The 26352-nt window shown below is 71.7% G+C and carries 22 protein-coding genes and 3 pseudogenes; 6 read left to right on the plus strand and 19 right to left on the minus strand.

What is annotated here, in order from left to right; genetic code table 11:
• Positions 1–118: 118 nt before the first annotated feature.
• Positions 119–991: a zinc metalloprotease HtpX gene (gene htpX / locus HJC40_RS13775; protein ID WP_250001432.1), complete on the minus strand. Its 873-nt coding sequence runs from the start codon at positions 989–991 to the stop codon at positions 119–121.
• Positions 992–1174: 183 nt separating this feature from the next.
• Between htpX and HJC40_RS13780 the strand changes: the two genes are divergently transcribed.
• Positions 1175–1849 carry a hypothetical protein gene (locus HJC40_RS13780; protein ID WP_250001434.1) on the plus strand — a complete coding sequence of 225 codons (675 nt, stop codon included), beginning with the start codon at positions 1175–1177 and terminating at the stop codon, positions 1847–1849.
• A 39-nt stretch (positions 1850–1888) separates the two neighbouring features.
• Here the strand turns inward: HJC40_RS13780 and HJC40_RS13785 are convergent, their stop codons facing one another.
• From HJC40_RS13785 to HJC40_RS13810, 6 genes and pseudogenes are all read right to left on the minus strand, one after another.
• A complete protein-coding gene (locus tag HJC40_RS13785) occupies positions 1889–3352 on the minus strand; it encodes an NADH-quinone oxidoreductase subunit N (protein WP_250001435.1) in 1464 nt (487 codons plus the stop codon).
• A complete protein-coding gene (locus tag HJC40_RS13790) occupies positions 3349–4848 on the minus strand; it encodes a NuoM family protein (protein WP_250001436.1) in 1500 nt (499 codons plus the stop codon). Before HJC40_RS13790 ends, HJC40_RS13785 begins: the two co-directional genes overlap by 4 nt.
• Positions 4845–6734, minus strand: a complete 1890-nt coding sequence (locus HJC40_RS13795; RefSeq protein WP_250001437.1) for an NADH-quinone oxidoreductase subunit L — start codon at positions 6732–6734, stop codon at positions 4845–4847. The genes HJC40_RS13790 and HJC40_RS13795 overlap by 4 nt, the downstream gene beginning before the upstream one ends.
• Complete coding sequence (gene nuoK / locus HJC40_RS13800; RefSeq protein ID WP_250001438.1) at positions 6731–7165, minus strand: NADH-quinone oxidoreductase subunit NuoK; 435 nt, start codon at positions 7163–7165, stop codon at positions 6731–6733. Before nuoK ends, HJC40_RS13795 begins: the two co-directional genes overlap by 4 nt.
• 365 nt (positions 7166–7530) lie before the next feature.
• Positions 7531–8091: pseudogene (locus HJC40_RS13805) on the minus strand (NADH-quinone oxidoreductase subunit J); the annotation flags it as partial.
• Positions 8088–8708, minus strand: coding sequence for an NADH-quinone oxidoreductase subunit I (locus HJC40_RS13810; protein WP_284043167.1), 621 nt, complete (start codon positions 8706–8708; stop codon positions 8088–8090). The gene HJC40_RS13810 and the pseudogene HJC40_RS13805, both read right to left, overlap by 4 nt.
• 131 nt (positions 8709–8839) lie before the next feature.
• Here HJC40_RS13810 and HJC40_RS13815 point away from each other — a divergent pair, with 131 nt between their 5' ends.
• A complete protein-coding gene (locus HJC40_RS13815; protein WP_250001440.1) occupies positions 8840–9415 on the plus strand; it encodes a Uma2 family endonuclease in 576 nt (191 codons plus the stop codon).
• 4 nt (positions 9416–9419) lie between these two features.
• Here the strand turns inward: HJC40_RS13815 and HJC40_RS13820 are convergent, their stop codons facing one another.
• The 6 genes and pseudogenes from HJC40_RS13820 to HJC40_RS13845 all read right to left on the minus strand — a co-directional run bounded on the left by HJC40_RS13820 (position 9420) and on the right by HJC40_RS13845 (position 16800).
• Positions 9420–10379 (minus strand): complex I subunit 1 family protein, encoded by a 960-nt coding sequence (locus tag HJC40_RS13820; RefSeq protein WP_250001441.1) that lies wholly within the window; start codon positions 10377–10379, stop codon positions 9420–9422.
• Positions 10380–10729: 350 nt separating this feature from the next.
• Positions 10730–11353: pseudogene (locus tag HJC40_RS46120) on the minus strand (NADH-quinone oxidoreductase subunit C); the annotation flags it as partial.
• 248 nt (positions 11354–11601) lie between these two features.
• Positions 11602–12903, minus strand: coding sequence for a DUF2252 domain-containing protein (locus tag HJC40_RS13830; RefSeq protein WP_250001442.1), 1302 nt, complete (start codon positions 12901–12903; stop codon positions 11602–11604).
• A gap of 10 nt (positions 12904–12913) precedes the next feature.
• Positions 12914–13471, minus strand: a complete 558-nt coding sequence (locus HJC40_RS13835) for an NADH-quinone oxidoreductase subunit B family protein (RefSeq protein ID WP_308200896.1) — start codon at positions 13469–13471, stop codon at positions 12914–12916.
• Positions 13472–13912: 441 nt separating this feature from the next.
• A pseudogene (locus HJC40_RS13840) lies at positions 13913–15340 on the minus strand (aspartate aminotransferase family protein); the annotation flags it as partial.
• Positions 15341–15471: 131 nt separating this feature from the next.
• Positions 15472–16800, minus strand: a complete 1329-nt coding sequence (locus tag HJC40_RS13845) for an MFS transporter (RefSeq protein ID WP_250001444.1) — start codon at positions 16798–16800, stop codon at positions 15472–15474.
• Positions 16801–16849: 49 nt separating this feature from the next.
• On the opposite strand from HJC40_RS13845, the gene HJC40_RS13850 reads away from it, so the two are divergent.
• Positions 16850–18241 carry a gamma-glutamyltransferase gene (locus HJC40_RS13850; RefSeq protein WP_250001446.1) on the plus strand — a complete coding sequence of 464 codons (1392 nt, stop codon included), beginning with the start codon at positions 16850–16852 and terminating at the stop codon, positions 18239–18241.
• A gap of 33 nt (positions 18242–18274) precedes the next feature.
• Here the strand turns inward: HJC40_RS13850 and HJC40_RS13855 are convergent, their stop codons facing one another.
• Complete coding sequence (locus HJC40_RS13855; protein WP_250001448.1) at positions 18275–19204, minus strand: NAD-dependent epimerase; 930 nt, start codon at positions 19202–19204, stop codon at positions 18275–18277.
• Between the two features lie 104 nt (positions 19205–19308).
• On the opposite strand from HJC40_RS13855, the gene HJC40_RS13860 reads away from it, so the two are divergent.
• Positions 19309–19986, plus strand: coding sequence for a TetR/AcrR family transcriptional regulator (locus tag HJC40_RS13860; RefSeq protein ID WP_250001450.1), 678 nt, complete (start codon positions 19309–19311; stop codon positions 19984–19986).
• Positions 19987–19992: 6 nt separating this feature from the next.
• Here HJC40_RS13860 and HJC40_RS13865 read toward each other — a convergent pair whose 3' ends face one another.
• A complete protein-coding gene (locus HJC40_RS13865) occupies positions 19993–20796 on the minus strand; it encodes an SAM-dependent methyltransferase (protein ID WP_250001452.1) in 804 nt (267 codons plus the stop codon).
• A complete protein-coding gene (locus HJC40_RS13870; RefSeq protein WP_250001454.1) occupies positions 20796–21116 on the minus strand; it encodes an MGMT family protein in 321 nt (106 codons plus the stop codon). Before HJC40_RS13870 ends, HJC40_RS13865 begins: the two co-directional genes overlap by 1 nt.
• A gap of 12 nt (positions 21117–21128) precedes the next feature.
• Here HJC40_RS13870 and proB point away from each other — a divergent pair, with 12 nt between their 5' ends.
• Positions 21129–22289, plus strand: a complete 1161-nt coding sequence (gene proB, locus HJC40_RS13875; protein ID WP_250001456.1) for a glutamate 5-kinase — start codon at positions 21129–21131, stop codon at positions 22287–22289.
• A gap of 32 nt (positions 22290–22321) precedes the next feature.
• Positions 22322–23569 (plus strand): glutamate-5-semialdehyde dehydrogenase, encoded by a 1248-nt coding sequence (locus HJC40_RS13880; RefSeq protein WP_250001458.1) that lies wholly within the window; start codon positions 22322–22324, stop codon positions 23567–23569.
• A gap of 121 nt (positions 23570–23690) precedes the next feature.
• Here the strand turns inward: HJC40_RS13880 and HJC40_RS13885 are convergent, their stop codons facing one another.
• From HJC40_RS13885 to HJC40_RS13895, 3 genes are all read right to left on the minus strand, one after another.
• Positions 23691–24566, minus strand: coding sequence for a YwqG family protein (locus tag HJC40_RS13885; RefSeq protein ID WP_250001575.1), 876 nt, complete (start codon positions 24564–24566; stop codon positions 23691–23693).
• Between the two features lie 215 nt (positions 24567–24781).
• The gene (locus HJC40_RS13890; RefSeq protein ID WP_250001459.1) at positions 24782–25600 is read right to left on the minus strand and encodes a hypothetical protein; all 819 of its coding nucleotides are present in this window, start codon (positions 25598–25600) and stop codon (positions 24782–24784) included.
• Between the two features lie 62 nt (positions 25601–25662).
• Entirely contained in the window at positions 25663–26175 is a 513-nt protein-coding gene (locus HJC40_RS13895; RefSeq protein ID WP_250001460.1) for a hypothetical protein, read from the minus strand.
• Between the last annotated feature and the right edge of the window lie 177 nt (positions 26176–26352).

Genomic DNA, 26352 nt, shown 5'->3' on the forward strand with positions numbered 1-26352 from the left:
ACTCAACAGGCCATCGCACCTTAACGCCGGGACCGCGCGCAACACATCCGCAATAGGAGCGGTGGTGTGCGGAAACACAACAGGGCCGCCCGAACCGGGCGGCCCTGTTTGTTCCTGGTCAGCGTGCGAACTGGATGGCGCCGGCCTGCTCGCGCAGCCGGGCGACGCGCTGCTCCATCGGCGGGTGGGTGGAGAACAGTTTGGCGACACCGGCGGCCCGGAACGGGTTGGCGATCATCAGATGCGCCGCGCTGGTGAGCTGGTTGTCGGCCGGCAGCGGCATCCGCTGTGCGCCGTACTGGATCTTCTCGAGCGCACTGGCCAGGGCCAGAGGGTCACCGGTCAGCGTCGCGCCGTCGGCGTCGGCCTGGAACTCGCGGTTGCGGCTGATCGCCAGCTGGATGATGGTCGCGGCCAGCGGGCCGAGGATCAGCATCAGCAGCAGGGACGCCGGGTTGGGGCTGTCCTCGTCATCCGAGCCGCCCAGCGGCAGGAAGATCGCCAGCTGGGCCAGACCGGTGATGATGCCGGCCAGGGCGCCCGCCACGCTGGAGATCAGGATGTCGCGGTTGTAGACGTGCGACAGCTCGTGCCCGATCACCGCGCGCAGCTCGCGCTGGGTGAGCAACTGGGTGATGCCGGTCGTCACCGCGACGGCGGCATGCCGCGGGTTGCGCCCGGTCGCGAACGCGTTCGGCTGCATCGTCGGCGAGACGTACAGCCGCGGCATCGGCTGCCCCGCGCTGGTCGCCAGCTCCCGCACCGTCTGGTGAAGCCACGGCGCCTCGGCCTCGCTGACCGGCCGCGCGCGCATCGCCCGCAGGGCCAGCTTGTCCGAGAAGAAGTAGGAGCCGGCGTTCATCGCCAGCGAGAGGAAGACCGCGAACACGAGGCCGCCACTGCCACCGAGCCAGTAGCCGGCGCCCAGGATGATCGCCGTCAGCAGACCCAGCAGAGCGGCCGTCTTGAGGCCGTTGTGATGGCTGTGCAAGGGAACTCCTTCGGACTGCGGACCCGGTAGGGCCACGCACTCATGAAACGTCGCTCAGCTGCCTTTTCATCCGATCGACGCTGTGAGTTCGCTGGAGGCCGCCGTTCGCTCAGATCGCCGTCCGGTGAGCCGAAACACAGGTCACCACGGCCGGAAGAGAACGCGCGAACCCGAGGACGGCAGATGACCGAGGACGAGTGGTCGCTGGAGGACGGTGACGACCAGCGCAACTGGTTCGTGCGCCACAAGGTGCTCGGCGGTCTCGGTGGTGGCGCGGTCGGTCTGGCCCTGGTGTTGTCCCTCATCGGGGCGGCCACCGGCGGCGCCGCGGAGGTGCCCGGGTCGCCTCGGGTGGCTGTCCCTGCCGTGCCGATCGTGGACGCCCAGACACCTGGGCCGGCCGGGACGGTGGCCGAAGAGGCCGCGCCAGCAGAGGAGGTGGCCTCCCGGCCTGCCGCGGACAAGGGTGCCGCAAAGAAGGCCGCCGCGAAGAAGGCGGCGGCCGAGACGGCGGCGGCCAGGAAGGCGGCTGCAAGAAAAGCGGCCGCTGCCGAGCGGAAAGCCGAGGAGCAGCGGTCGAGCCTTCCCGCGGGTACGGATTGCCGGCTGCTCGCCGAGGAGGCCGTCCGGATCTCCGGTGAGTCCGGCAACGACGTCAAGGTCATCAAGATCCGGGCCCTCAAGGTCCTCCAGGACAACCGGAAGACCTACACGCTTCCGACCGGCTCCGGCAGCACGCTCGTGCTGTCCTGCTCGGGCCGGGCGGTCACCTCGGCCGGCCTGGCCAACATCCCGATCCTGCTCAGGATGACCGTCGACGCCGACAGCGACTACTTCGTCGGATACCGCGCCCGCTGACCGGCCGGAACGCCCGAGCCGTCAGGCCCGCCCGGGCGGTCAGGAGAGGGCGTCGAAGAGCAGTTGCGGCGCGAAGCCCAGGGCCACGGCGGCGACGGCGGCCGTGAGCAGGGCGGCGGCGATCGGCCGGGCCACCGGCAGGCGTGGGTGGAGGGCGGCCTCGAGCAGCTCAGGGTCGGCCACCGGGATGCCCACGCGCGGCGGGGAGGCGTACAGCAGGGCGGCCACCCGCACGTAGTAGGCCAGGGCGATCACGGCGTTGAGCGCGACGACGACGGCGAGCCAGGTCTGGCCGTGGTCGATGAGGGCGTCGACGATGGTGACCTTGGCGAACAGACCGGCCAGACCGGGTGGCAGACCGGCCAGCCCGGCCAGCGACAGCACCAGGGCGGCGCCCAGCCACGGGGACCGGCGGGCGGCGCCACGGTAGGACGCGATGTCGCCGCCGTCCCCACCGGGCGGACGCAGGGCGGCCACCACGCCGAAGGCCATGAACTCCAGGATCACGAAGAACACCGCGTACGCGGCCGCGGCCTCCACGCCGTCGGCGCCCAGGGCCAGCGGGGCGAGGATGTAGCCCGCCTGGGCGATCGACGACCAGGCCAGCAGGCGGACCATGCGGGTCTGGCGCAGGGCCACCAGATTGCCGACGGTCATGGTCAGCACGGCCAGGAACGCGGTCAGGGACGCGGCGTCCAGGCGGCTCACGACCGCGGCCAGGGCCAGCACGCCGCCCAGCTTGGAAGCCGTGGAGAGATAGGCGGCCACCGGGAGCGGGGAGCCCTCGTACGTAGGTGGGGCCCAGGCGTGCAGCGGGACCGCGGCCACCTTGAAGGCCAGGCCGATCACCAGGAGCGCCACGCCGACGTCGGCCACCGGGGCGGTCGGGCCGGCGCCGGCGAGCAGCCGGTCGAAGTGCAGGGCGCCGGTGGCGGCGTAGTTGAGGGCCGCGCCGAGCAGGGCGATGGCCGTCGAGATGACGCTGATCAGGAAGAACGTGACCGAGGCGGAGGCCCCCGACGTGGTGACCCGCTCCCCCGGCGCGAAGCGGCGCAGGCCGACCAGGAGGTAGAGCGGCAGGGTCAGCGTCTCCAGGCCGACGATCAGGGTGATCAGGTCGCCGGCGTAGGCGACCACGACGCCGCCGGTCATCGAGGCGGCCAGCAGGAAGCAGAACTCGCCCACCGGGGCCGTGCCCAGGCGCAGCGACGGCACCGAGAGGGCCAGCACGCCGACGGTCAGGGCGGCGAAGACGACTGCGGCCGTGGCGGCCAGCGGACCGGGGACCCAGGAGCAGGCGCTGCCGTTCGGGTCGCAGAAGGTGCCGGCCCGGCTGCCGGTGACGATCGCGCCGGCCACCGTGGCCAGGCCGCCGACGGCCAGGGCGCCGATCGTCACGGCTCGGCGGGCGAGCAGCAGGTCGGCCAGGAGCACCAGCACGGCGGTGCCGGCGGCGGCGTAGAGGGGCAGCAGCGAAAGGTGGTCGACGGCCTGGGCCTTCATCGGAGTGCCTCCGTCAAGGCTCGTACGGGATCACTCGTCGCGGCCAGGACCAGCGTGGGCGCGACCCCCACGGCCAGCGTGAGGATCACCAGCGGCGACCACGCCAGCCACTCCGCGCGGGCGATGGCCGACGGCGCCGCGAGCGTCACCGCGGGCCCGTGCGACACCTTGCGCAGCAGGCGCAGGAAGTACGCGGCGGTCAGGGCGCCACCGATCGCGGCCAGCACGGCCAGCGTCAGCCACAGGCCACCGCCCCGCTGCACGGCCGCGACCACGGCGAACGCCTCACCCCAGAAGCCGGCCAGACCGGGCAGGCCGAGCGACGCGATCGCGGCGAAGCCGAACAGGCCGGCCAGCCGGGGCGCGGTCTCCCGCAGGCCGCCCAGCTCGGCCAGCTCGCCGGTGTGGGCCCTGTCCTTGATCGCGCCGGCCAGGAAGAACAGCAGGCCGGTGATCAGGCCGTGTGCGACGTTGCCGAGCAGCGCGGCCTGCAGGCCGGTGGCGCTCAGCGTGGCGATGCCGAGCAGCACGAATCCCATGTGGCTGACGCTCGAATAGGCGATCAGCCGCTTCAGCTCGGTCTGGCGCAGGCAGATCAGCGACCCGGCCAGGATGGCGGCGACGGCGAGGATGCCGAGCAGCGGCGCGGCCCACTCGGCGCCCAGCGGCGCGACACCGACCCCGACCCGGATCAGGCCGTACGTGCCCATCTTGAGCAGCACGCCGGCCAGGATCACCGAGCCGACCGTCGGGGCCTGGGTGTGCGCGTCGGGCAGCCAGGTGTGCAGCGGCCAGAGCGGGGCCTTGACGGCGAACGCGATGGCGAACAGGGCGAACGCCGCGTACTGGGTCGAGCGCGATAGGCCGGCGCCCCCGGTGAGCTCGGCCAGGTCGCCGGTGCCCGCCGCGACGGTGACGGTGACGACCCCGAGCAGCAGCAGGACCGAGCCGAACAGCGTGTAGAGCACGAACTTGCGGGCCGCCCGTCGCCGGTCTTCGCCGCCCCAGCCGGCGATCACCGCGTACATGGGCAGCAGCACGACCTCGAAGAACAGGAAGAACAGGATCAGGTCGAGGGCCAGGAACGTGCCGAGGATGCCGGCTTCGAGGACCAGGAGCAGGGCCATCAGCGTCCGGCCCGAGCCGCCGGCCGGGACCTTCCCGATCGTGTACGCGCAACACAGCACCGTGAGCAGGCCGGTCAGTGCGACGAGCGGGTAGGAGACGCCGTCCACGCCCAGGTGGAAGTCGAGGCGCAGCGCGGGGACCCAGGAGACGTCGAGCTCGGCCCACGGGCGTACGGACAGGAGGTTGGCGGAGGAGGCCGACCAGCCGTCGTCATGGGCGAAGGGCAGCGCGACGATGGGGATGAGCGTGAGGGCGGCGAAGACCGTGCCGGTGCGGCGGGCCGCGTGGTCGAGCCGGGCCGGGAAGAGCGCGAGCACGCCCGCGCCCACGGCCGGGACGAGGAGGACGGCGAGCAGGGCCACGGTCATGCGGCGGCTCCGAACAGGACGGCGACGGTGCCGAGCAGCAGCGCGCCGGCGAGGACGGCCGCGGCCGCCGCGGGCAGCGGGACGCGGTGCGCGTAGGCCAGCGCGGCGCCCACGCGGGAGGTCGTGGTGCCGGTGCCTTCGACGGCGGCGTCGACCACCCGCTCGTCGACCGTGGTCACCGCCCGGGCGAGAGCGCGAACCGGTCGTACGAGGAAACGGTCTTGCAGGTCGTCGAGGCGGAAGCCAGCCGCGAGCAGCGGACGCGCACGGCCCAGGGCCATGGCCGGGTCGATCCCGGGCACGGCCCGCCACAGCCACCACGCGGCGGTCACGCCGGCGGCCAGCAGCACCATCGGCAGGACGATCGCCACGCTGAGATGCGGCTGGTCGAGCTCGAGGGCGGTGCGGAAACCCGGGGCGTACGCGGCCAGGCCGAGCAGCACGGACGGGATCGCCAGCAGCAGGATCGGCCAGCGCATGGCCGCCGGCGGGTCGTGCGGAGCAGCCGGCTGGGTGTAGCGGGCGTCGTCGAAGCCGACCTCCCAGTCCGGACCCTCGACACCGTGCGCCCGCGAGACGCCGAAGAAGGCCCACAGGAACAGCCGGGTCGCATACCAGGCGGTGATGCCGACGGCCAGCAGCCCGGCCAGCCAGACCAGCCAGGCCACCCAGACCGGAACGGTCTCGCCGCCCTCGGTCGCGTGGGCGGCCGCGGTCAGCACGTTCTCCTTGGACCAGAAGCCGGCCAGCGGGGGAACCCCGGCCAGCGCGCCCAGACCGACGGCGAACGACCAGAAGGTGATCGGCATGTGCTCGCGGAGGGCGCCCATCCGGGAGAGGTAGTTGGTGCCGACCGCGTGGATCACCGCGCCGGCCGCGAGGAACAGCAGGGCCTTGAACGCGGCGTGGGTGAGCAGGTGGAACAGGGCCGCGGCGGGCGAGCCGACGGCGAGCGCGCCGGTCATGTAGCCGATCTGGCTGACCGTCGACCAGGCCAGGACGCGCTTGAGGTCGTCCTGGGCCATCGCGCTGAGCGCGCCGAGCAGGATGGTGATCGCGGCCAGCACACCGAGCACGGCCAGGGCGGCCGGGGACTGGTCGAACAGCGGGAAGAGACGGAAGACGACGTAGACGCCGGCGGCGACCATCGTGGCCGCGTGGATCAGGGCCGAGATCGGGGTGGGGCCGGCCATCGCGTCGGGCAGCCAGGTGTGCAGGGGGAACTGGGCGCTCTTGCCGGCCACCCCGGCCAGGATGCAGAGCAGCGCGGCGGTGTGCGGCGGCTGGGCCAGGACGTCGGCGATGCGGCTGCTGCCGGCGCCGGCGATCAGGATGGCCACGCCGAGCAGGAAGCCGATGTCGCCGACGCGGGTGACCAGGAAGGCCTTCACGGCGGCGGCGGGAGCCTCGGGCAGCCGGCGGTCGTGACCGATCAACAGGTACGAGCAGGCGCCCATGATCTCCCAGCCGACCACCACCCCGATCAGGTCGCCGCTGGTCACCACCAGCAGCATCGCGCCGGTGAAGAGGCTGATCTGAGCGGCGTACGGGGCATAGCGCGGGTCGTCGTGCAGGTAGGCCACCGAGTAGATCTGCACGAACAGCGCGACCGTGGCGACGGCCAGGGCGACGTAGAGGGCCGCGTGCCCGGCCGAGATGCCCAGCGTCAGGTCGATGTCGCCCAGGCTCACCCAGTGTGTCGACAGTTCGACGGGCTTGGTGGCGAAGAGTAGGACGCCCAGGGTCACCAGCAGTGAGACGGCTGCGCCGGCTATACCCAGCGTGGCGGCGGGGCGGCGGCGCTCCGGGCCGTCACCGGGCGGGAGCAGCAGACCGGCCAGACCCACCAGCAGCGGTACGGCGGGAATGAGGACAGCGGCGATCACCCGGTCACCCGCGCGTTCTTGTTCTGGTCGGCCACCGTGGCGTGATCGTCCCCGGTGGGAGCCTGGTCGGCTCGCTCGTGATCATGCTCGTGCAGGCTCACCTCGTCGAGCACCACCGCCCGGCGCAGGCGGTAGTACTGCAGGATGATCGCCAGGCCCACGCCCACCTCGGCGGCGGCCAGCACGATGACGAAGAGCGCGAAGATGGCGCCGGCCCGCGGCTCGGGGATCGGGTAGGCCCAGGCCTCGGGCTGGACGCCGGTGAGCCCCGACTTGATGGTGGCGTCGGCGGCCACCAGGATCAGGTTGACCGCGTTGAGCATGAGCTCGACGGCCATCAGGACCAGGATGGCGTTCCGCCGGCGGAGGACTCCGTAGACGCCGAGGGCGAAGAGCAGACCCGCGACGACGTACGGGATGACCGCGTGCATCAGGCCTCCTCGTCTTCGCCGGGGGTCTTCTCGGGAGCAGGGGGCAGGGCCTTGTCGGGGGCCTTCGGAAGAGCCGGCCGGTCGGCGCGGGTGATCGTCTCGCGGCTCGTGCCCTCGATCACGCGCGGGCCCTCCGCCTCGTCCGGCATCTCGGACCGGCCCAGCGACGGGCCCGCCTCGCGGGCGCGGAAGACGACGTCGTGGGCCTGCTTCTTGAGGGCGTCCTCGCGAGTCGTCGTCGCCTGGGTGGCCACCTCGTCCGGGTGGGTCAGCTCGCCCCCGACCGTCTCGGCCGCCCGCTGAGCGCGGAGCCGTTGCTGGGCGGCGGCCTGGCGGGCGGCGATGCGCTCCAGCCGGGCCACCACCTCGGCCGACTCGTCGACCGGGCCCGGCGCGGGCCCGTCCGGCCGCACGGCGTCCGGGTCGGGGCGGGCGCCGATGTCCGGGCGGGACAGCACGATGGCGCCGACCAGGGCGGCCAGCAGCAGGATGGACAGCACCTCGAAGGGCAGCACCCAGGCGCCGAAGATCTGCTCGCCGACGCGACGGCCCGTCCCGGGCGGCGGCGGTGCGTACTCCGTCCAGCGGAAGGCGTCGACCAGCAGGACGGTCAGCCCGAGCCCCACACCGCCGCCGATCAGGGCGGCCGGGGCGGCCGGACGGTCGAGGTCCTTGGACGGGCCGATCGGGGCGCGGGTCAGCATCACGGCGAACAGCAGCAGCACCACCACGGCGCCGACGTAGACCAGGATCTGCACCCAGGCGACCAGTTCGGCGCCGAGCACGAGGTAGAGACCGGCGATCGCGCCCAGGCTGACCACCAGGTAGAAGCCGGCGCGCACCAGGTGGGCGCTGGTGACGACGAAGACGCCGGAGCCGACCGCGATCGCGCCGAGAGCCAGCATCAGCGCGTCCGCGACGGTCACCGCTCCGTCTCCGTCTCGGCCGGCGGTTCCGGCTTTTCCGGCGTCGGGGCCGGCGCCGCTCCCGCGGGCGGGCGGCGTACCGGAGGCCTGGCGGTCTTGGCGGCAGTGGCCGCACCCGGACCGGCCGCCTTGCGGGCCGCCGTGGCCTCCTCCTTCGACGGCTCGCCGAGCACGTCGTGGGCCGGCGGCGGAGGCACGGTGCGCATCCACTCCCCCAGCCTGTTCTTGTCGTGCAGCAGGTCGAGGACGTCGGTCTCGGCGTACTCGAACTCGGGCGTCCAGTGCAGCGCGTCGAAGGGGCAGACCTCGATGCAGATGCCGCAGTACATGCACAGCGAGAAGTCGATGTCGAACTTGTCGAGGACGTTGCGCTGGCGTGGCCGCGCGGCCCCCGGAACCACGACCTCTTCCTTGTGCGAGTCGATGTAGATGCACCAGTCGGGGCACTCGCGGGCGCACAGCATGCAGACCGTGCAGTTCTCCTCGGAGAGCGCGATGACCCCGCGACTGCGCGGCGGGAGCTCGGGCTCGACATCGGGGTACTGCTGGGTGGTCGACCGCTTGGTCATCGTCTTGAGCGTGACGGCGAGCCCCTGGACGAGGCCCTTGCCGGGCATGCCACGCTCCCCGTCGTCAGTCACAAACGCATATCCTGCCCCGTCACCCCCTTTGATGCGAGCACACCCCCGTCAGATCTTCCGGTAAGTTGACGGGTGAAGTGCGAGAGCCCACGCCCGGGAGGCTTCTCATGACCGCTGCCACCAGCGACATGCCACCTCAGGGCGAGTGGACATCAGACGATCTTGACCGCTTCCCCGAGGACGGCGTCCGTCGCGAAATTGTCGATGGAGTTCTCCACGTGACCCCAGCACCTTCGAGCGTCCACCAGGCGCTTTCCGGTCTTCTCTTCTACGCCCTGTCCTTGTCCTGCCCCGAGCATCTGTTCGTCACCCAGGCCAACGACGTGATCTTGAGTCCTCGTCGCCGGTACATCCCGGACCTGCTCGTGGTGAAGTTCGAAGCCGCGAAGTCACAAACGGGGAAGTTCGTGCCGGACGAGGTGGTTCTGGCGGCCGAGATCGTGTCGCCGAGCACCAAGAGCATCGACCGGGTGACCAAGCCGACCTACTACGCCCAGGCCGGCATTCCGTTCTACTGGCTGATCGAGACGAGCGACGAGTTCTCGCTGACCGCCTACGAACTCAATTCGGACGACATGACCTACGAGCCGATCGGCACGTTCAGCGGCGACGACACGGTCCGGCTCGATCGGCCGTGGCCCATCGAGATTCCGCTGCCGTCCGTGCGCCCGCGAAATCTGTGACGGCCTACATGACCACTTTGACGGCGGCCGTCAGCACGAGCTGACCCAGCGCCACCGGCACGAGGACCAGCCAGCAGAGCCGTTGCAGCTGGTCCTCGCGCAGCCGGGGATAGGCCACGCGGAACCAGATGATCACGAACGAGACGGCGAAGATCTTGACCAGGGTCCACAGCCAGCCGAGCTGATCGGCGAACGGCCCGTGCCATCCGCCCAGGAAGAGCACGGTGGTCAGGGCGGCGATGACGACGATGCCCACGTACTCGGCGAGCAGGAAGAACGCGAACCGCAGGCCCGTGTACTCGGTCATGTAGCCGAAGACCAGCTCGGAGTCCGCGATCGGCATGTCGAACGGCGGGCGGCGGATCTCGGCCAGGCCGGCCACGAAGAAGACGATCGCGGCCGGGGCCTGCCAGAGCAGCCACCACGGGCGCCAGGCCTCGACGATCCCGGGCAGGCTCAGGGTGCCGGCCGCCATGGCGACGCTGGCCGCCGCGAGCACCAGCGGAAGCTCGTAGCCGAGCAGCTGGGCCGCGCCGCGCAGACCGCCGAGCAGGCTGTACTTGTTGGCCGAGGCCCACGCCGACATCAGGACGGCGAGCACGCCGACGCCCAGCACGGCCAGCACGAAGAACAGACCCACGTCGAGCGCCTGGGCGACCAGACCGTTCGGGCCGAGCGGGATGACGAGCAGGACCAGCAGGTACGGGAAGAGCGCGACGATCGGGGCGAGCCGGAAAATACGCCGGTCGGCCTGCCCGGGCGCGATGTCCTCCTTCTGCACGAACTTGACGCCGTCGGCGACGAGCTGGGCCCAGCCGTGGAAGGCGCCCGCGTACATCGGGCCGAGGCGGCCCTGCATGTGGGCCATGACCTTGTGCTCGGCCTGCCCGACGACCAGCGGCAGCACCAGGAAGGCGGCCACGACGGCGACCACGCGCACGATGAGATCGAGCCAGAGCGGCATCAGTCGCCGCCCTCACCACGCGGCGCCTCGGCCGATCCACCGTCGGCCGGTCTTCCGTCTGCGGGTCTTTCCTCTGCGGGTCTTTCCTCTGCGGGTCTTCCCACTGCGGGTCTTCCGTCAGCGAGTCTTCCGTCAGCGGGTCTTTCCTCTACGGGTCCTCCGTCGGCTGCTCGCCCGTCGGCCGGTCGGCCGTCGGCCGTTCTTCCATCAGCTGGTCTTGCGTCGGCCGGGCCTGCCGGAGGTCTTGGGTCGGTGGGATCCGCGGGCGGTTCCAGTGGAGCGGTCGAGGGCGGGGACGCTCGGCGTGGACGGTCGGCCGGGGCCGGACGTGAGCGGGCCGGGCGCGCGGCCGGGGCCGACGGCACCTGGCCGGCACGCGGGCCCCACTCGTTCGGATCGGGGACGCCGGGCGGGCGCATGGGCGCACGCTTCGCCGTACCGGCCTCGGACTCGCCCGGCTCCTTGGCGCCGGGCCAGGCCTTGGCCACCCGGGACGCCAGCACGAACTCCTTGCGCAACGGATTTCCCTCGAAGCCGGGCGGCAGCAGCAACGGCCGCAGGTCGGGGTGCCGGGCGAACGTGATGCCGAACATCTCGTACGTCTCCCGCTCGTGCCAGTCGGCGCCCGGGAACAACTCGACCGCCGACTCGATCACCGGATTGTCACGCGGCACGAGCGTGCGCAGCAGCAGAGCGTGCCGGCGACGGGTGGAGTAGAGGTGAGCCACCACCCGGAAGCCATCATCGAGTTCGTCGACGGCCGACAGCCAGTCGAAGTAGTCGCAGCCGAGCGCGCCGTTGTGCTTGGCCGTCCCCACGGTCTCCCACCAACGGGCGACCGGCACGTCGACCACCGCGCGCTCGTGACCGGGACCGCCACCCGAGAGGCCGGCGACGATCTCGCCCGGCGGCGCGTCCGGGGAGTCGTCCGTCAGCAGCGCCACCAGGCGCTCGCCGACCTCTTCAGGCGTCATGGGCTCATCCTATGATCCGGCCGGCCGCGCCGAGCCCCCGCCGCCACGGATCGACACCGGGCGGACGGCCGTCGCGGGGGACCGCGATCCGACCGGCCGGTCTCATCGCGCTAGCCGCGGATCACCGGCCGAACCCATCGCGCTTGCCCGGATCACCGGCCGCCCCCATCGCGCTTGTCGCGGGGCAGAGGCCGTTCCCATCGCGCTTGTCGCGGGGCAGAGGCCGTTCCTATCGCGCTTGTCGCGGGTCAGAGGCCGGGGAGACGGCCGTTGCGGAAGACGTCGACGAAGTCCTGGTGGTCTTCGCGGGCCTGGTCGCCGTAGCGGTGGGCGAATTCGACCAGATGCCGTACGAAGCCGGCCTCGTCCTTGTCGACCACGGCGACGATCGCCTCCTCGGTGGAGAAGTCGACCAGGTCGTGGCTGGACTCGTCGTCGGCCACCGAATGCATGCGCGCGACGGCACGGCCGAGGTCGGCGATGACGCCGCGCAGCTCGCCGGGCTCGTTGACGTCGGACCAGTCGAGGTCGGCCGCGTACGGCGAGACCTCGGCGACCAGCTGGCCGACGCCGTCCAAGGTGGTGTAACCCACCCACGGGTCGGCGTGCGCCTGCAGAGCGTGCTGCGACTCGGCCGTACGGTGGCCCTGGTGCTGGAAGTAGGACCGCACCCGGTCGTCGTCGATCCAGCGCGCGACGGCCGGCACCTGGGCCTGCTTCATATAGACGATCACGTCGTTCTCGAGCGCCTGAGTGTGCCCCTCGAGCAGCAGGTTGTACGACGGAAGCCCGGCCGAGCCGATGCCGACGCCCTTGCGCAGCTTGATGTCCTTGATGTTGGTGGCCACGGGCTTGGTCGCCGACGGCAGCGTCTCCCGATAGCGGTCGAACGCCTCGCGCACCGCCGCACCGGTGGCCTCGTCGACCTCGAAGACGCCGTCGGCCAGGGCGAACCGGCGCTCGTAGTCGTCGACCGTGGTCTGCGACGACAGCAGATCGATGCGGGTGCTGAGCCGTGCCTGCTGGAGCACCTGGCGCAGCACGCCGTCGGCGTTGTCGAGCGTGATCGAGCCGATCGCGTCGTCGCCACCCTGCGCGACGGCCCGCAGCTCGGTCAGGTAGGACCGGGCGAAGACGGTGACCAGCTCCGTGATGTCGTCGTCGGAGAGCGCCTTCTGATAGCCGATCAGGGCCAGGCTGGCCGAGAACCGCTTGAGGTCCCAGGAGAAGGGCCCGACGTACGCCTCGTCGAAGTCGTTGACGTTGAAGACCAGCTGACCGGACGAATTCATGTACGTGCCGAAGTTCTCCGCGTGCAGATCGCCGTGGATCCACACCCGGCTGGTCCGCTCGTCGAGGAAGCTCGCGTCGGCGTAGGCCTGGGTGAGGTCGGCGTAGAAGAGCGAGGCGCTGCCGCGGTAGAAGGCGAACGGCGACGCGGCCATCTTGCGGAACTTGCGCCGGAAGGCCGCCGGATCGACGGCGATCAAATCACCGAATTCCCTGGTCAGCACGTCGATGATGAAGTCGGCCCGCGACTGATCGGTCATAGAGCGGAGACTAACCCTCAGTTGCCCCCGGCGGGCCCACCATCGGGGCAGTCAGCGCGGCCGCATCGTGCCCCGGGCCCAGCGGATCGGGCCGTGACACGCCCCCCGGCCCGGACTGCTCGGCGGCGATCTTCTCCTGGAGGCGCAGGATGCCGTGCAGCAGCGCCTCGGGCCGCGGTGGGCAGCCCGGCACGTAGACGTCAACCGGAATGATCTGGTCGACGCCCTTGGTGACCGAGTAGGAGTCCCAATACGGCCCGCCGCAGTTGGCGCAGGAGCCGAAGGAGATCACGTATTTCGGCTCGGGCATCTGGTCGTAGAGCCGCTTGATGGCCGGAGCCATCTTGTCGGTCACCGTGCCCGACACGACCATCAGGTCGGCCTGGCGCGGCCCGTGCGCGAACGGGATGACGCCCATCCGCATGAAGTCGTGCCGGCTCATGCTCGACGCGATGAACTCGATCGCGCAGCACGCCAGCCCGAAGTTGAACACCCAGAGCGAGTAACGCCGCCCCCAGTTCAGCACGAACTTGATGGGTTCCCCGAGCACTCCTGGCAGACCGGCCACGACGTCAACCTACTCCGCGTCCGCGTCCGGCGGCGCCGCGGAGCCCCGCCGACGCAGCGGATGACCGAAGAACGCGCCGGCCGGAGGCAGATCACCCGCCTGCCCCGCGGCTGCCGCCGACGCGGGCGCGGCCGGCACAGACCCGGCCGACGCGGGCGCTGCTGACACAGGCCCAGCCGAGGCAGGCGCCGTTGACACGGCCGAGGCAGGCGCCGCTGATACAGGCCCAGCGGAGGCAGGCGCCGCTGACACGGTCGGGGTTGACGCAGGCTTCGCTGACACAGGGCCAGCCGACGCGGGCGCCGCTGACACGGCCGAGGCCGGCGCCGCTGACGCGGGCGGGGCTGACGAGGTCGGCACCGGCGAGGGCCCGTCGGTCGATCGCGGTGAGGGCGATGGACTGTCGGCCGAGCCCGGCGTGCCCGGCCGGGCGGTGGCCGGAGTGGGTCGCTGCAGCATGCTCAGGAAACCGGTGAGCAGAGCCTCGCGCAGGGCGGGCGGGGCGACGTTGAGCAGCGAGTTGACCGCGGCCATTCGCGTGAAGTCGCCGGTGCCCAGTCCCAGCCCCTCGGCCAGCCCGCCGATCAGCTCGGGCGTCACCAGCTCGGGCGTCAGCGCCGCGGCCGCCTCGAGCAGCGGGGCCGGGATGTCGGCCGGGCCGGCTGCCCGGGCGGCGGCCACCGCGGCGGCGAGGTCGGGGCCGAAGCCGCCGGCGGTCGAGGCCACCGAGGCGGTGACGGTCAGGTGGATGGTGGCGGGGATCTCGGCGAACGCCATCTGGGGCTGGGTGTGCCAGCCGCGCGCGGCCAACTCGTCGGCCAGGACGAAAAGGTCGACGCCGTCCGAGGCGAGGCACACGACGCTGGTCTCGGCGGGCGTGAACAGCCGCACGCCGTCGGTCGCGCGCACCGCGTCGGCCAGGACGGACACTGCCTCGCGGGTGCGGGCGGCGAGCTCGAGATAGCCCGCGTCGCCGATGTGGCGCAGGGTGGCCAGGGCGGCGGCGATCGGCCCGCCGGAACGGGTGGACGAGATGATCGGGTTGATCATGGTGTATCCGGGCCAGCCGGCGTAGGCGAAGTACTGCGGGAGGCGCAGCGCCTCGTCGCGGTGCAGCAGGATCGAGACGCCCTTGGGCGCATACGCGTACTTGTGCAGGTCGACCGAGATGCTGGTGACTCCGGGCACGGTGAAGTCGAACGCCGGCAGGTCGGCGCCGAGGCGGCGCAGATAGGGCAGCACCCAGCCGCCGAAGCAGGCGTCGACGTGGAACCGCACGCCCCGATCGGCGGCGATCGCCGCGACCTCGGTGATCGGGTCGACCACGCCGTGGGCGTAGGAGGGCGCGGAGGCGGCTACCAGCACCGTGTCGGCACCGATCGCGGTGGCCATGGCAGCCGGGTCGGCCCGAAGGTCGCTGCCGACCGGCACCACGTCGAGCGCGACCCGCAGGTAGTGCGCGGCCTTGGCGAACGCGGCGTGCGCGGTGGAGGGGATCACCAGGCGCGGGGTGGTCAGGTCGGGCCGGGAGTCGCGAGCCGCCTTCACCGCCAGGATCAGCGACTCGGTGCCGCCGCTGGTGACGCTGCCGACCGTCCGCTCGTCACCGCCCAGCAACCCGGCCGCGGCGCCGACCAGAGCGTTTTCCATCGCCAGCAACGACGGGAAGGCGGTCGGGTCGAGGCCGTTGACGTGGGCGGAGATCGCGTAGGCGGCATGGGCCAGCTCGTCGAGGCCGTCCAACGCGGGGTCGTAGACGTAGGCGAACAGCCGGCCGCCGTGGGTGGGCAGGTCGGCGGCTCGCAGCTCCCGCAGCTCGGCAAGGATCTGGTCACCCGGAACGCCCGTCGCGGGCAGCGCCTCGAACATGGCGAGAACGCTAGTCGACCTTCCCGGGCGCCGATAAGCCTCTTCGGTCGGTGCCGCTGCCCGACCGAAGGACCGAACCGCCCGGCGGCGACCCCCGACGAAAGTGCTGGGTCGAAGCAGTACCGATGGCGCTACCGGCCGACGTCCCGGTAAGCGCGTAATAGAACGACCGCGGCGCCGACCAGCACGGCCGGCAGAACGGTGAAACCGAGCAGCACGCCGAGCCGCGCGGTGTCGTCCTGCTGGGCGGCCTGGCCGGTCGACGACGAGACGTATCCGAAGACCTGGAGGACCAGTGCGTAAAGACCGGGGCCGAGCGCCAACCCGAGGGTCTCCCCCGCCGTCCACAGCCCGGTGAAGACGCCGGCCTGACGGCGGCCCGTGCGTGCGGTGTCGTGGGCGATGCAGTCCGGCAGCATCGCCATCGCGAAGACCTGCTGGCCGGCGTAGCCCACGCCGATCACCGCCACGAGCAGGTAGACGCCCACCGGGGGCAGGCTCGGCGCAGCCAACAGGGCCAGGGCGCCGGCCGCGAAGACGAGCGAGCCGGCGGCCAGCGAACGCGGCTTGCCGACGCGCTTGCCGACTCGGCTCCACAGCGGCATGACCAGGAGAGCCGGTCCGACGAAGGCCGCGAAGAGGAAGGTGGCGCCCGACTCTCGTTCCACGACGTGGTCGGCGAAGTACTGCACCCCAGCGAGCATCGTGCCGATGCCGACCGCCTGAATGAGCCAGAGGAGCAGCAATGCCCGGAACGGACCGTTGGCCGCCGCGACCCGCAGTTGTGACCGCAGGTCGGGCTCCACCGCCTCGACCGAGTGCGAGTCGACCGAGCGCGTGCCGAAATAGACGCCGAGCGCGCCCACCACGATGAGCGCGCCGACGAAGACGCCCGCCCACCGGTGGCCGGTGAGGCCGCCACCGGTCTGCTCGACGACGAGCGGGGCCAGCGCGCCCGAGATCAGGATGGCGAGCGCCAGCACGGCGACGCGCCAGGTCATCAGCCGGGTGCGCTCGGCGTAGCCGTCGGTCAGCTCGGCCGGCATGGCGACGTAGGGCACCTGGAAGAAGGCGTAGGCGGTGGCGGCCGCGAGGAAGGCGACGGCGACGTACGCACCGGCGCCGGCGCCGCTGCTCACCGGGCCGGCGAAGATCGCGGCAAAGAGGACCGCGAGCAGCAGACCGGCGATCAGCAGAAAGGACCGCCGATCGCCCCGGCGGTCCGAGATCCGCCCGGCGATCGGGTTGACGAGCACATCCCACGCCTTCGGCAGCAGCACGAGAAGGCCGGCCACGCCGGCCGCCACACCTAACGTATCGGTCAGATAGGGCAGCAGGAGGAGACCCGGAACCGTGCCGAAAGCCCCTGTGACCAGCGAACCCAGTGAATATCCCGCCAAAGTACGACGTGGCAGAGCCGGCGCCGCCTGTACGCCGGGAGTGGGATCAGCGGTCGTCATGACCGCGGATGGTAACCATGATCATGGGATGACGCCTACGCTTCGCCAGATGAAAAAGGTTGCGGCCGGGGTCGCCGCCAGCCATCCGGCCACGGCGGCGGCCGGTCTGCGGGTTCTCCGGGACGGGGGCACCGCGGCGGACGCCGCGGTCGCGGCAGTGCTGGCCTGTTGTGCCGCCGAGACGATCTACACCGGACTGGGCGGCGGCGGGTTCGCCACGTACTTCGACGCCGCCACCGGGAAGGTCACGTGTCTCGACTTCTTCGTCTCGGTGCCGGGCACCGACGGCGACCGGGAGGCCGGGCCGATGGTCGCCGTCGACGTCTTCTTCGGGGGTATCCCGCAGGTCTATTCGATCGGCGGGGCCAGCGTCGCGGTTCCGGGCGTGCCGGCCGGCTGCGGTGAGGTGCACCGGCGGTGGGGACGACTGCCGTGGGCCGAGGTCGTCCAGCCGGCGGTCGAGCTCGCGACAAGCGGCGTCCGGGTGCCGGCCGCGCACGCGCTGACTCTCGACTCCTGCGCGCCCGCTCTGGCCTGGGGTGAGGGCGCCGCGGTCTACACGCCGAACGGACGTCAGCTCCAGGACGGCGACCTGCTGTTCCACGACGGACTCGGCACGGCGATGACCACGCTGGCCGAGGCCGGGCCCGACATCTTCTACACCGGCGACTACGCCACGATCATGGTCGACACGGTTCGCGCGGCGGGCGGCTCGCTGGGCCCGCGCGATCTGGCCGACTACCGGGTGCTCGAGACCCCGGTCGACCACGCGACGCTGGCCGGGCACCGGGTGTTCGCTCGCCACGACCTGAACCGCACCGTCGACACGATCGCCGGGCTGCCCGACGATCTCTCCCGTCCGGGCCGGGCCGTCGCCGTCGCCGCCGCGCTGCGCGACCAGGGCCGGCAGAAGATCGGCGACACCACCAACGTCTCGGTGGTGGATGCCGACGGGAATGCCTGCGTGATCACCACGACGCTCGGGCTGGGCTCGGGGGTCTGGCTGCCCGGGCTCGGCATCAACTTGAACTCGATGCTCGGCGAGGGCGAGCTGCTGACCGACGACCTGCGGCCGGGCAAGCGGATGTCGTCGAACATGTGCCCGCTCGTGGTGATCGATCCGGAGGGCGACCTCGCCGTGGCGGCGGGGTCGGCGGGCGCCAGCCGAATCCGTACCGCGCTGGTCGACACGCTGCTCGGGGTGCTGGTCGACGGCGTCGACATGGCCGAGGCGATCCGGCGGCCGCGCTTCCACGTCGTCGACGACACCGTGCACACCGAGCCCGGCCGCCCGCGTGACGAGCTGGGCGCGCTGGCCGCCGCCGGCTGGCGGGTCAACCAGTGGCCGGGGCTCAACCACTACTTCGGCGGCGTCACCGCGGTCGGCCAGGCCGGCGCGGCCGGCGATCCCCGCCGCGACGGCGTCGGCCTGCTGCTCTGAGCGACAGGGCTGCGTTGAACGACAGGGCTGCGCTCACATCGTGCGGGACGCGATGGCCGAGGCGTCGTCGGCGGTCTCGCGGATGCCGACCTCGATCGGGGTGGGCTGCAGGCCGAAGGTGCGCTCGGTGTGTGCGCTGTCCAGGTGGAACGGCGCGTAGAACTGGTAGTCCATCTCGGCCAGTTCGCGCGACATCGGGTGCACCAGACCGGCCGTGCGCATCATGAAGCGCGGCATCTTGACCATCTTCACCGGCGGCTTGCCGACCAGCTCGCAGTACCGCTCGCCCAGCGACCGGATGGTGATCGGCGCGACGGTCGGCGTGTGCCAGGCCTTGCCCCAGGCCCGCTCGTCGTGGGCCAGCGTGACCATCGTGCCGGCCTGGTCACCGGTGTAGGTGAAGCTGTGCGGCAGGTCGGGGTCGCCGGGCATCCAGGCGGCCCGGCCACTGGTGATCGCGGGCAGCAGCACCGACGAGAAGACGCCGACCGCGCCCGCGCCGATGTAGTCCGAGCCGCGCACCTCGACCGTGCGCACGCCGCTGGCCAGCGCGTCCTGCCACATCTTGATGCGGACCCGGCCCTTGCGACCGACGGCGGCCATCGGGCTCTGCTCGGTCATCCGGCCGTCGGGCCGCGGTCCGTAGACGTAGAGGTTCCCGGTCAGGACGTAGACCGCGCCGGCCGCCTTGGTCGCGGCGATCATCGCGTCGTTCATCGGGAACCAGAGCTTCTCCCACTCGGTGTACTTCGGGTTGGCGCAGTTGTAGAGCGTCGCGGCGTCCTGGGTGAGCTCGGTGAGCCGCCGGGCGTCGGAGGCGTCCGCGGCCACCCGCTCGATCAGCGGGTGCGACGGGCCGCCGCCACTGCGGGTGATCATGCGGACCCGCTCGCCGCGCTCGGCGTGGATCCGAGCGATCGAGGTACCGATCGGGCCGGAGCCGACGATGACGTGATTCGACATGGGGGTGTCCTCCGTTGTGAGCACTGCTCTCGATTGAGAACAACGATTACACGCACCCCCCGAAAAAACAAGAGCAGTGCTCTCTGTATGGCACACTGGTTCCCATGACCGCCTCTGGAGTACGCGCCCGGGTCCGGGCGGAGATGACCGACGAGATCAAGGCAGTGGCCCGCCGGCACCTCGCCACCGAGGGGGCCAACCTGTCGCTGCGCGCGGTCGCCCGGGACATGGGCATGGCGTCGTCGGCGGTCTACCGGTACTTCGCGAGCCGCGACGAGCTGCTGACCGCGATGATCATCGACGCCTACAACGCGCTGGGCGACACTGCGGAACAGGCCGCGACCGGCAACAGTGGGCTCGAGCGCTTCCTGAACGCGACTTCCGCCGTACGGGACTGGGCCTTGGCCGATCCGCACCAGTGGGCCCTGATCTACGGCAGTCCGGTTCCCGGCTATCAGGCGCCGCAGGACACCGTCGGGCCCGGCACCCGAGTGGTCCTGCTCATCGCCGACCTGGTCAAGGATGCCTACGAGAACGGTGAGATCACCGACCGGGAAGAGATCACGGGGCGGTTCGCCGAGGAACTGCGTGCGGTGGCCGACCAGTACACCCCGGGCGCGCCGCCCCGACTGGTCGCTGCTTCCATGTCGGCGTTCCTGCATCTGAGCGGTGCGATCAGCGCCGAGCTGTTCGGCCAGCTCACCGGCTCGGTCGAGGAGGACCGGCGCGGCTTCTTCGAGTATCAGATGCGCGGCGCGGCCTCCCTCATCGGCCTGCGCTGAGCAGCCCTACCGGCGCGCGCGCAACACGTGCCCGCCGGGCGTGTCCGGCGGAACGTCGGGCCGGCCGAAATACGTCGCCGCCAACCGCGCCGGCCCGAGATCCTCGATGTCGCCGAAGCCGAGCCCGGTCAGCTGAGCGGCGATCTCGTCCGGCTCGAAATACGTCAGCCAGGGCTCGCCCAGCTCGGCCACCCGCGAGGCCCGGGCCTCGAGCGCCGCACGCCGCGACGCCTCCATGACCGACGGCGACTGGGCATAGTCGAAGACAACTTCGTTTCCCGTACGGGAGGCGACCAATTGCAGCGTCCGGCCGAACCCATCGGGAGTCAGGTACGGCACCACGCCCAGCCAGAGGAAGAACGTCGGCCCGTCCAGCTCGAGCCGGTCGGCGAGCGACTCCCGCTCGAAGTCCACGCCGAGGCTGGTCAGCGAGGAGGGCGCCGCGATGCCCGACGCGGCCAGGCGGGCCCGCTTCCACGCCTGCGTGTCCGGGTGATCGACCTCGGTCACGCGCAGACCCGGATGCGGGTTGCGATAGGCGAACGTGTCCAGGCCCGCGCCGAGCACGACCAGATGGCGTACGCCCCGGACCACCGCCGCGGCCAGCGCGTCCTCGGCGAAACGGGTACGCGCGGCGATGAACAGCCGCATCGCCCGGCGCGGGGCGTCGGCCAGCAGGTGCTCCTCGGGCAGGCCGAGGATGCGCACAGCCAGCGGGTCGGTGAAGATCTCGCCGTTCTCGAGGATCTGATGTGCCGCCCGGTAGCGGGCCGCGCTCATCGCCGTCCGGCTGGGCTGACCGCGCTCCATCAACGGGGCCCGGTCGACGGGGGCTGCCAGCTCGCCCGGGCCATGTCCACGTGCTCGCCCTTCAGCGGGACGCCCTCGGAGAGGAGACGCTGACGGGCCTCCTGCTCGTGGCCGGGCGGCAGGCGTCCCGCGTTGGTCACCACCCGGTGCCACGGCACCCCGCCGCCGTGCCGGGCCATGACCGAGCCGACCTGGCGGGCCGAGTTGCGTCCCGACACCTCGGACAGGGCGTCGGCGATGGCTCCGTACGACATGACACGACCCACAGGGATCCGCTCCACGAGTGAAAGCACCTCTTCGACGTACTCCTGTGGTGTCACCCGGGCCACGATATGGGATCTCCCCCGGGTTCTGTCGGTGTCTCCGAGCACAATTGGCCGGTGCGCGAACTGGTGACCGATGCGCGCCGGATCGTGGTCAAGGTGGGCTCGTCCTCGCTGACCACGGCCTCCGGCGGAATCGACGAGCAGCGTGTCGACGGCCTCGTCGACGCGCTCGGCGGCCTGGCCGCCGGTGGACGCGAGGTGGTGCTGGTCTCGAGCGGCGCGATCGCGGCCGGTCTGGCCCCCCTGCATCTGCCGCGCCGGCCGCGCGACCTGGCCACCCAGCAAGCGGCCGCCTCGGTCGGTCAGGGGCTGCTGATCGGGCGGTACGCGGCCGGTTTCGCGCGCCACGGCCTGACGGTGGGCCAGGTGCTGCTCACGGTCGACGACGTGACGCGGCGCGCGCATTACCGCAACGCGTACCGGACCCTGCGCAAGCTGCTCGACCTAGGCGCCCTGCCGATCGTGAACGAGAACGACACGGTCGCCACCGAGGAGATCCGCTTCGGCGACAACGATCGCCTCGCCGCCCTGGTGGCCGCGCTCGTCCAGGCCGACCTGCTCGTGCTGCTCTCCGACGTGGACGCGCTCTACACCGGCAGCCCGTCCGACCCGTCGTCGCGCCGCATCGCGTACGTGGGTGACGACGCCGACCTCGAGGGCATCACCGTCACCAAGCCGGGCCGCTCAGGGCTGGGCACGGGCGGCATGGTCACCAAGGTCGAGGCGGCGCGGATAGCCACCGGCTTCGGCATTCCGGTCGTGCTCACCGCCGCTCCGCTGGCCGGCGCCGCGCTGGCCGGCGACGAGGTCGGCACGCTGTTCCGCGCGGCCGCGAGTCGCCCGACCGCCCGGCTGTTCTGGCTCGCGCACGCCACGTCACCCCGCGGGCGCCTGCATCTGGACCCCGGCGCCGTGACCGCCGTGGTCGCGCGGCGCAAGTCGCTGTTGCCGGCCGGCATCACCGCGGTCGACGGCTCGTTCGCCGCCGGCGATCCGGTCGACCTGATCGACGCCGGGTCGGGCGCGCCGGTCGCCCGCGGCCTGGTCAACTATGACGCGGTCGAGCTGCCGGCGCTGCTGGGACGGTCCACCCCCGAGTTGGCCGCCGCTCTGGGCCCGGGATATGAACGAGAGGTCGTGCACCGCGACGACCTGGTCCTGCTTTGACACGCCACATCAAGAGCCCCGAGGGGTACGCCATGACGACCGTTCTGCAGCAGGCCGCCGACGCGCGCGTGGCCGCCATCGACCTCGCCGCCGCCACCCGCGCCGAGAAGGACAAGGCGCTGCTGCTGATGGCCGACCGCCTGGTCGAGCGCTCGTCGGACATCGTCGCGGCGAACGGGGTCGACGTGACCAACGGGCGTGCCTCCGGGCTGTCCGAGGCGATGATCGACCGGCTCACCCTCACCCCCGCGCGGGTCGAGGCGATGGCCGAGGGGCTGCGCGAGCTGGCCGCGCTGCCCGACCCGGTCGGTGACGTGGTGCGCGGCTCGACCCTGGCCAACGGGCTGGAGCTGCGCCAGGTGCGGGTGCCGTTCGGCGTGGTCGGCATCATCTACGAGGGCCGGCCCAACGTGACCGCCGACGCCGCGGGCATCTGCCTGAAATCGGGCAACGCGGTGCTGCTGCGCGGCTCGGGCTCGGCCTTCAGCTCGAACGCGGCGATCGTCTCGGTGCTGCGCAAGGCGGTGACCGACAGCGGACTGCCGGCCGACACCATCCAGCTGCTCGACGCGACCAGCCGCGACTCGGTCAAGGAGCTCATGCGGGCCCGCGGGCTGGTCGACGTGCTGATCCCGCGCGGCGGCGCCTCGCTGATCAAAACGGTGGTCGAGGAGTCGACCGTGCCGGTGATCGAGACGGGCGTCGGCAACTGCCACGTCTATGTGGACGAGTCGGCCGACCTCGAAAAGGCGCTCGCGGTGGCGGTCAACTCCAAGACCCAGCGACTGTCCACTTGCAACACCGCCGAGTCGCTGCTGGTGCACGCGGCGATCGCCGACCGCTTCCTGCCGCTGGTGCTGGCCGAGCTGGCCGATGCGGGCGTCACGGTGCACGGTGATCCCCAGGTGGTGGGTTACGACCCGGCGGTGGTGCCGGCCACCGACGAGGACTGGGGCCGCGAATACCTGTCGGCCGACCTCGCGGTGGCGATCGTCGACTCGATCGACGACGCGATCGACCACATCCGCCGCTACAGCAGCGGTCACACCGAGGCCATCGTGAGCGAGTCGGTGACGGCGACGCGCCGGTTCACCGCGCGGGTCGACGCGGCCGCCGTGATGGTAAACGCATCGACCCGGTTCACCGACGGCGGCGAGTTCGGCTTCGGCGCCGAGATCGGCATCAGCACGCAGAAACTGCACGCCCGCGGACCGATGGGCCTGCCCGAGCTGACCTCGACGAAGTACATCGTCACGGGCAACGGCCACATTCGACGGTGATCGACGGCCGTCCGCGCTGGTGGACGGCCCTTTGGTGGCCCTGAGACGTGCCGGCTCACCGCGCCCGCGGCCGGAGGGCCAGTCGCCTACCGTTCTCCTCGCTTGATGCGCCGGCCACGTCTCAGGAGCACTGGAACAGGAAGGTGGCAGCCTCGAAGCGGCCCACGGCAAGGTCGTCGCGCCGGATCACCCAGTACAGGCTGCCGCAATCGCCCCACATCATCTCCGCGTCGTCGTCCGAGTCGATCTGCACCAGCGACGTCCAGAGCCTCGCCTCGTCCCACAACGCCGGGTCGGAGTAGGACACATCTGAGCCCAGGCGCTGCCACGCGGCGGCGACCTCAACCGAGTCCTGAACCGGATAGGCGTATCCCCCGAGGTAGTGCCGCGGCATCTCCGTCCGCATGCTCACCTCGTCCCCGAACTCATCGCTGTTGAAGGCATCAGCCATGAACTCTTTGTCCGCATCGGACAGCTCCTCAACGGCCTGCCTCAGCGCGGGATGTTCCCAGTCCGGCCCCGTCGCGGTCACCTCAACAGCGAGCGGGACCTCGGGGTAGACGGCCGCGCCCGGTTCGCTTCGCACCGTCGTCGCCGTCCCGGCCGGCACGAAGACGACCCGGCCCGTCGGCGGCTCATCGACCGGCACCGGATCGCTGATCCAGAACGTCTCGTGCGGATCCTCGGCCGGGTCGCGGTAGAACAGGAGCAGCATGCCGCCGACCGGCAACGGCATGTCGAGGAGGCCCGCCGGCACCCGGCCCAGATCGATACCCGCGACAAAGCCGAGCGGCCGTCCCGCTTCCGAACGCGGCCATTCCACGTTCTCCGGCAACGCCGGCGATCCGCCCAACTGCCCGGCGACCGGCTCACCCGCTGCGGCCCGCCGAAGCCGGACAGCAGGACGCATCAGCCCGATCCAGGCATCGGCCACCGCCGGAGGCAGCGTTGCCCGCGCCGCCTCGATCAGCTCCGCCGCATTCGCCGTCGAGTCCATGATCTCCACCGGGGCATCCTGCCACCACCCCCGTGCTCATTCCAGAGTCCGCGGCCTTCAGAGTCACCGTCACCGTGACGCCGATCCGAACGCCGAGGACAAGACCCGCCCGGGCAAGGCTCACGTCAGTTACGCAAAGGGGTGGAGAGGCGAGCTAAGGGCTCGCCAGGTCAACGCGGTTGATGTGGCCGACGCCGTCGCCGGGGCCAACACCGTTATTGCCTGGTAAGCGACACGGCCAAAGGCCCAGTTCCCGCGGACGGGGTCGGCTTGGCCGAGACGCTCGGCTCCGCGGATGAGGCGCGCGCGGACGAGGTCGGCTTGGCCGAGGGGGCCGGCGCCTTGGTGAGCTCGACGGACGGCGCCGTGCTCGCGGTCGGCGCCGGCCCTACCGGGGTCGACGTCGGCGCCGGGCCGGGCGGCGTCGACGTCGGGGCCGGGGTGGACGCTGCGGGGGCGGTCGGCGCCGAAGTGGACGGCGCCGGCGCGGTCGGGATGATGGGTGCCGGAGCGGGCGGTGTCGGAGCGGGCGGTGTCGGAGCGGGCGGTGTCGGAGCGGGCGGTGTCGGAGCGGGCGGTGAAGTCGGGGGCACGGTGCCTGGCTTGCCGAGGGGCAACGGCGCGGCCACGCCCGGGGCCGAGCGCCAGGCGTCGCCGACGAGCGCGACCACCCCGTACGCCCAGAGGCCCTGGGGCACGTTGCCCTCGACGCACCTGGTCCGGGTGAGCACGCCCGCGCAGCCGCCGCCGACGGCGACCGACACGCCGGTGGTCGCGTCGGTGCGGGACACGCGGTAGCCCCGCACGCCGACTCCGGGCGGGACGGTGATCGCGGGCCAGTCGACGCGGACCGACGAGCCGTGTGCCGTGACGACCGGGACGACGACCGCGGGCAGCTCACCGGCGCGGGCGCCGGCGACGGCCTCGGCGGTGCCGGCGTCCCAGGCCGCCAGTGCGGCCACCGGAGCGGTCCACAGTGTGGCCGCGATCAGGCTCGCACTCGTGACGGCGTACAGCGAACGCGGCAGTTTCATGGCACCTTCCTCACCCGATGGTGGCCGGGCGTGGCAGCGCCGCGCCCGGCCGGACTGCTGAATCAGGCGTTGCTCGCGCCGGTCGCCTTCACCTTGATGCTGAAGACGGCGCCCTGGCAGCCGTCCTCCGAGTTGTTGATCATGTGGACGGCCTTGGGCAGCGTGAAGGTCTTGGTCTCGCCGGCGCCGAGGTCCAGCTCGAGGCCGGAGAGCAGGCCGTTGGTGCCGATCGGGCCGGCGCTGAAGTCACCGAAGTAGACACCGGTGTTGTTGCAGGTCGAGCCGGGCTGCACGCGAGCGACCTGGACACCGTCGGCCGGGGTCCACTGCAGGGTGTCGACCCGCACCGGGTACTTGTTCGGGTTCCCGATCTTGATCGTGGCGTCGCCGGTGGCGCCGGGGTAGAGCGTGGCCGTGGTGCTGGCCTCGCTGATCACGAGCGCCTTGGCCGTCTCGGCCTCGGCGTACGCGTTGCCCGAGCCGTTCGCGAGCCACGAGGCCCAGGCGGCGCTGGCCACACCGGTCACGGCGAGGGCGGAGACGATGACGACGGCACGCTTGACAGACTTACGCATGGGGGCGCTCCTGGCGAAGTAGATGCTTCGAGGCGCCGGTTTCGCCACTCACTCCCCGCCGGACTGTGGCGACCAACTTCATCGCCCAGCGGATCTTCGTTTCGCCTGGGCCCTTTATCGGGCCTGCCCATACTGTGCCCTGGAGGCGGTCCGGCTTTCTACCGCCTTTGTTACATA

Origin of the sequence: Actinoplanes sp. M2I2, assembly GCF_023544445.1 — a bacterium.
In the GTDB taxonomy this organism is placed as follows: Bacteria; Actinomycetota; Actinomycetes; order Mycobacteriales; family Micromonosporaceae; genus Actinoplanes.

Bases quoted from the DNA above. Each gene is read 5' to 3' on its own strand.
- HJC40_RS13780 (WP_250001434.1), top strand. From the start codon at position 1,175: ATGACCGAGGACGAGTGGTCGCTGGAGGACGGTGACGACCAGCGCAAC.
- HJC40_RS13785 (WP_250001435.1), bottom strand. From the start codon at position 3,352: ATGAAGGCCCAGGCCGTCGACCACCTTTCGCTGCTGCCCCTCTACGCC.
- HJC40_RS13790 (WP_250001436.1), bottom strand. From the start codon at position 4,848: ATGACCGTGGCCCTGCTCGCCGTCCTCCTCGTCCCGGCCGTGGGCGCG.
- nuoK (WP_250001438.1), bottom strand. From the start codon at position 7,165: ATGCACGCGGTCATCCCGTACGTCGTCGCGGGTCTGCTCTTCGCCCTC.
- HJC40_RS13810 (WP_284043167.1), bottom strand. From the start codon at position 8,708: ATGCCCGGCAAGGGCCTCGTCCAGGGGCTCGCCGTCACGCTCAAGACG.
- HJC40_RS13815 (WP_250001440.1), top strand. From the start codon at position 8,840: ATGACCGCTGCCACCAGCGACATGCCACCTCAGGGCGAGTGGACATCA.
- HJC40_RS13820 (WP_250001441.1), bottom strand. From the start codon at position 10,379: ATGCCGCTCTGGCTCGATCTCATCGTGCGCGTGGTCGCCGTCGTGGCC.
- HJC40_RS13830 (WP_250001442.1), bottom strand. From the start codon at position 12,903: ATGACCGATCAGTCGCGGGCCGACTTCATCATCGACGTGCTGACCAGG.
- HJC40_RS13845 (WP_250001444.1), bottom strand. From the start codon at position 16,800: ATGACGACCGCTGATCCCACTCCCGGCGTACAGGCGGCGCCGGCTCTG.
- HJC40_RS13850 (WP_250001446.1), top strand. From the start codon at position 16,850: ATGAAAAAGGTTGCGGCCGGGGTCGCCGCCAGCCATCCGGCCACGGCG.
- HJC40_RS13855 (WP_250001448.1), bottom strand. From the start codon at position 19,204: ATGTCGAATCACGTCATCGTCGGCTCCGGCCCGATCGGTACCTCGATC.
- HJC40_RS13860 (WP_250001450.1), top strand. From the start codon at position 19,309: ATGACCGCCTCTGGAGTACGCGCCCGGGTCCGGGCGGAGATGACCGAC.
- HJC40_RS13865 (WP_250001452.1), bottom strand. From the start codon at position 20,796: ATGGAGCGCGGTCAGCCCAGCCGGACGGCGATGAGCGCGGCCCGCTAC.
- proB (WP_250001456.1), top strand. From the start codon at position 21,129: ATGGGATCTCCCCCGGGTTCTGTCGGTGTCTCCGAGCACAATTGGCCG.
- HJC40_RS13880 (WP_250001458.1), top strand. From the start codon at position 22,322: ATGACGACCGTTCTGCAGCAGGCCGCCGACGCGCGCGTGGCCGCCATC.
- HJC40_RS13885 (WP_250001575.1), bottom strand. From the start codon at position 24,566: ATGGACTCGACGGCGAATGCGGCGGAGCTGATCGAGGCGGCGCGGGCA.
- HJC40_RS13890 (WP_250001459.1), bottom strand. From the start codon at position 25,600: ATGAAACTGCCGCGTTCGCTGTACGCCGTCACGAGTGCGAGCCTGATC.
- HJC40_RS13895 (WP_250001460.1), bottom strand. From the start codon at position 26,175: ATGCGTAAGTCTGTCAAGCGTGCCGTCGTCATCGTCTCCGCCCTCGCC.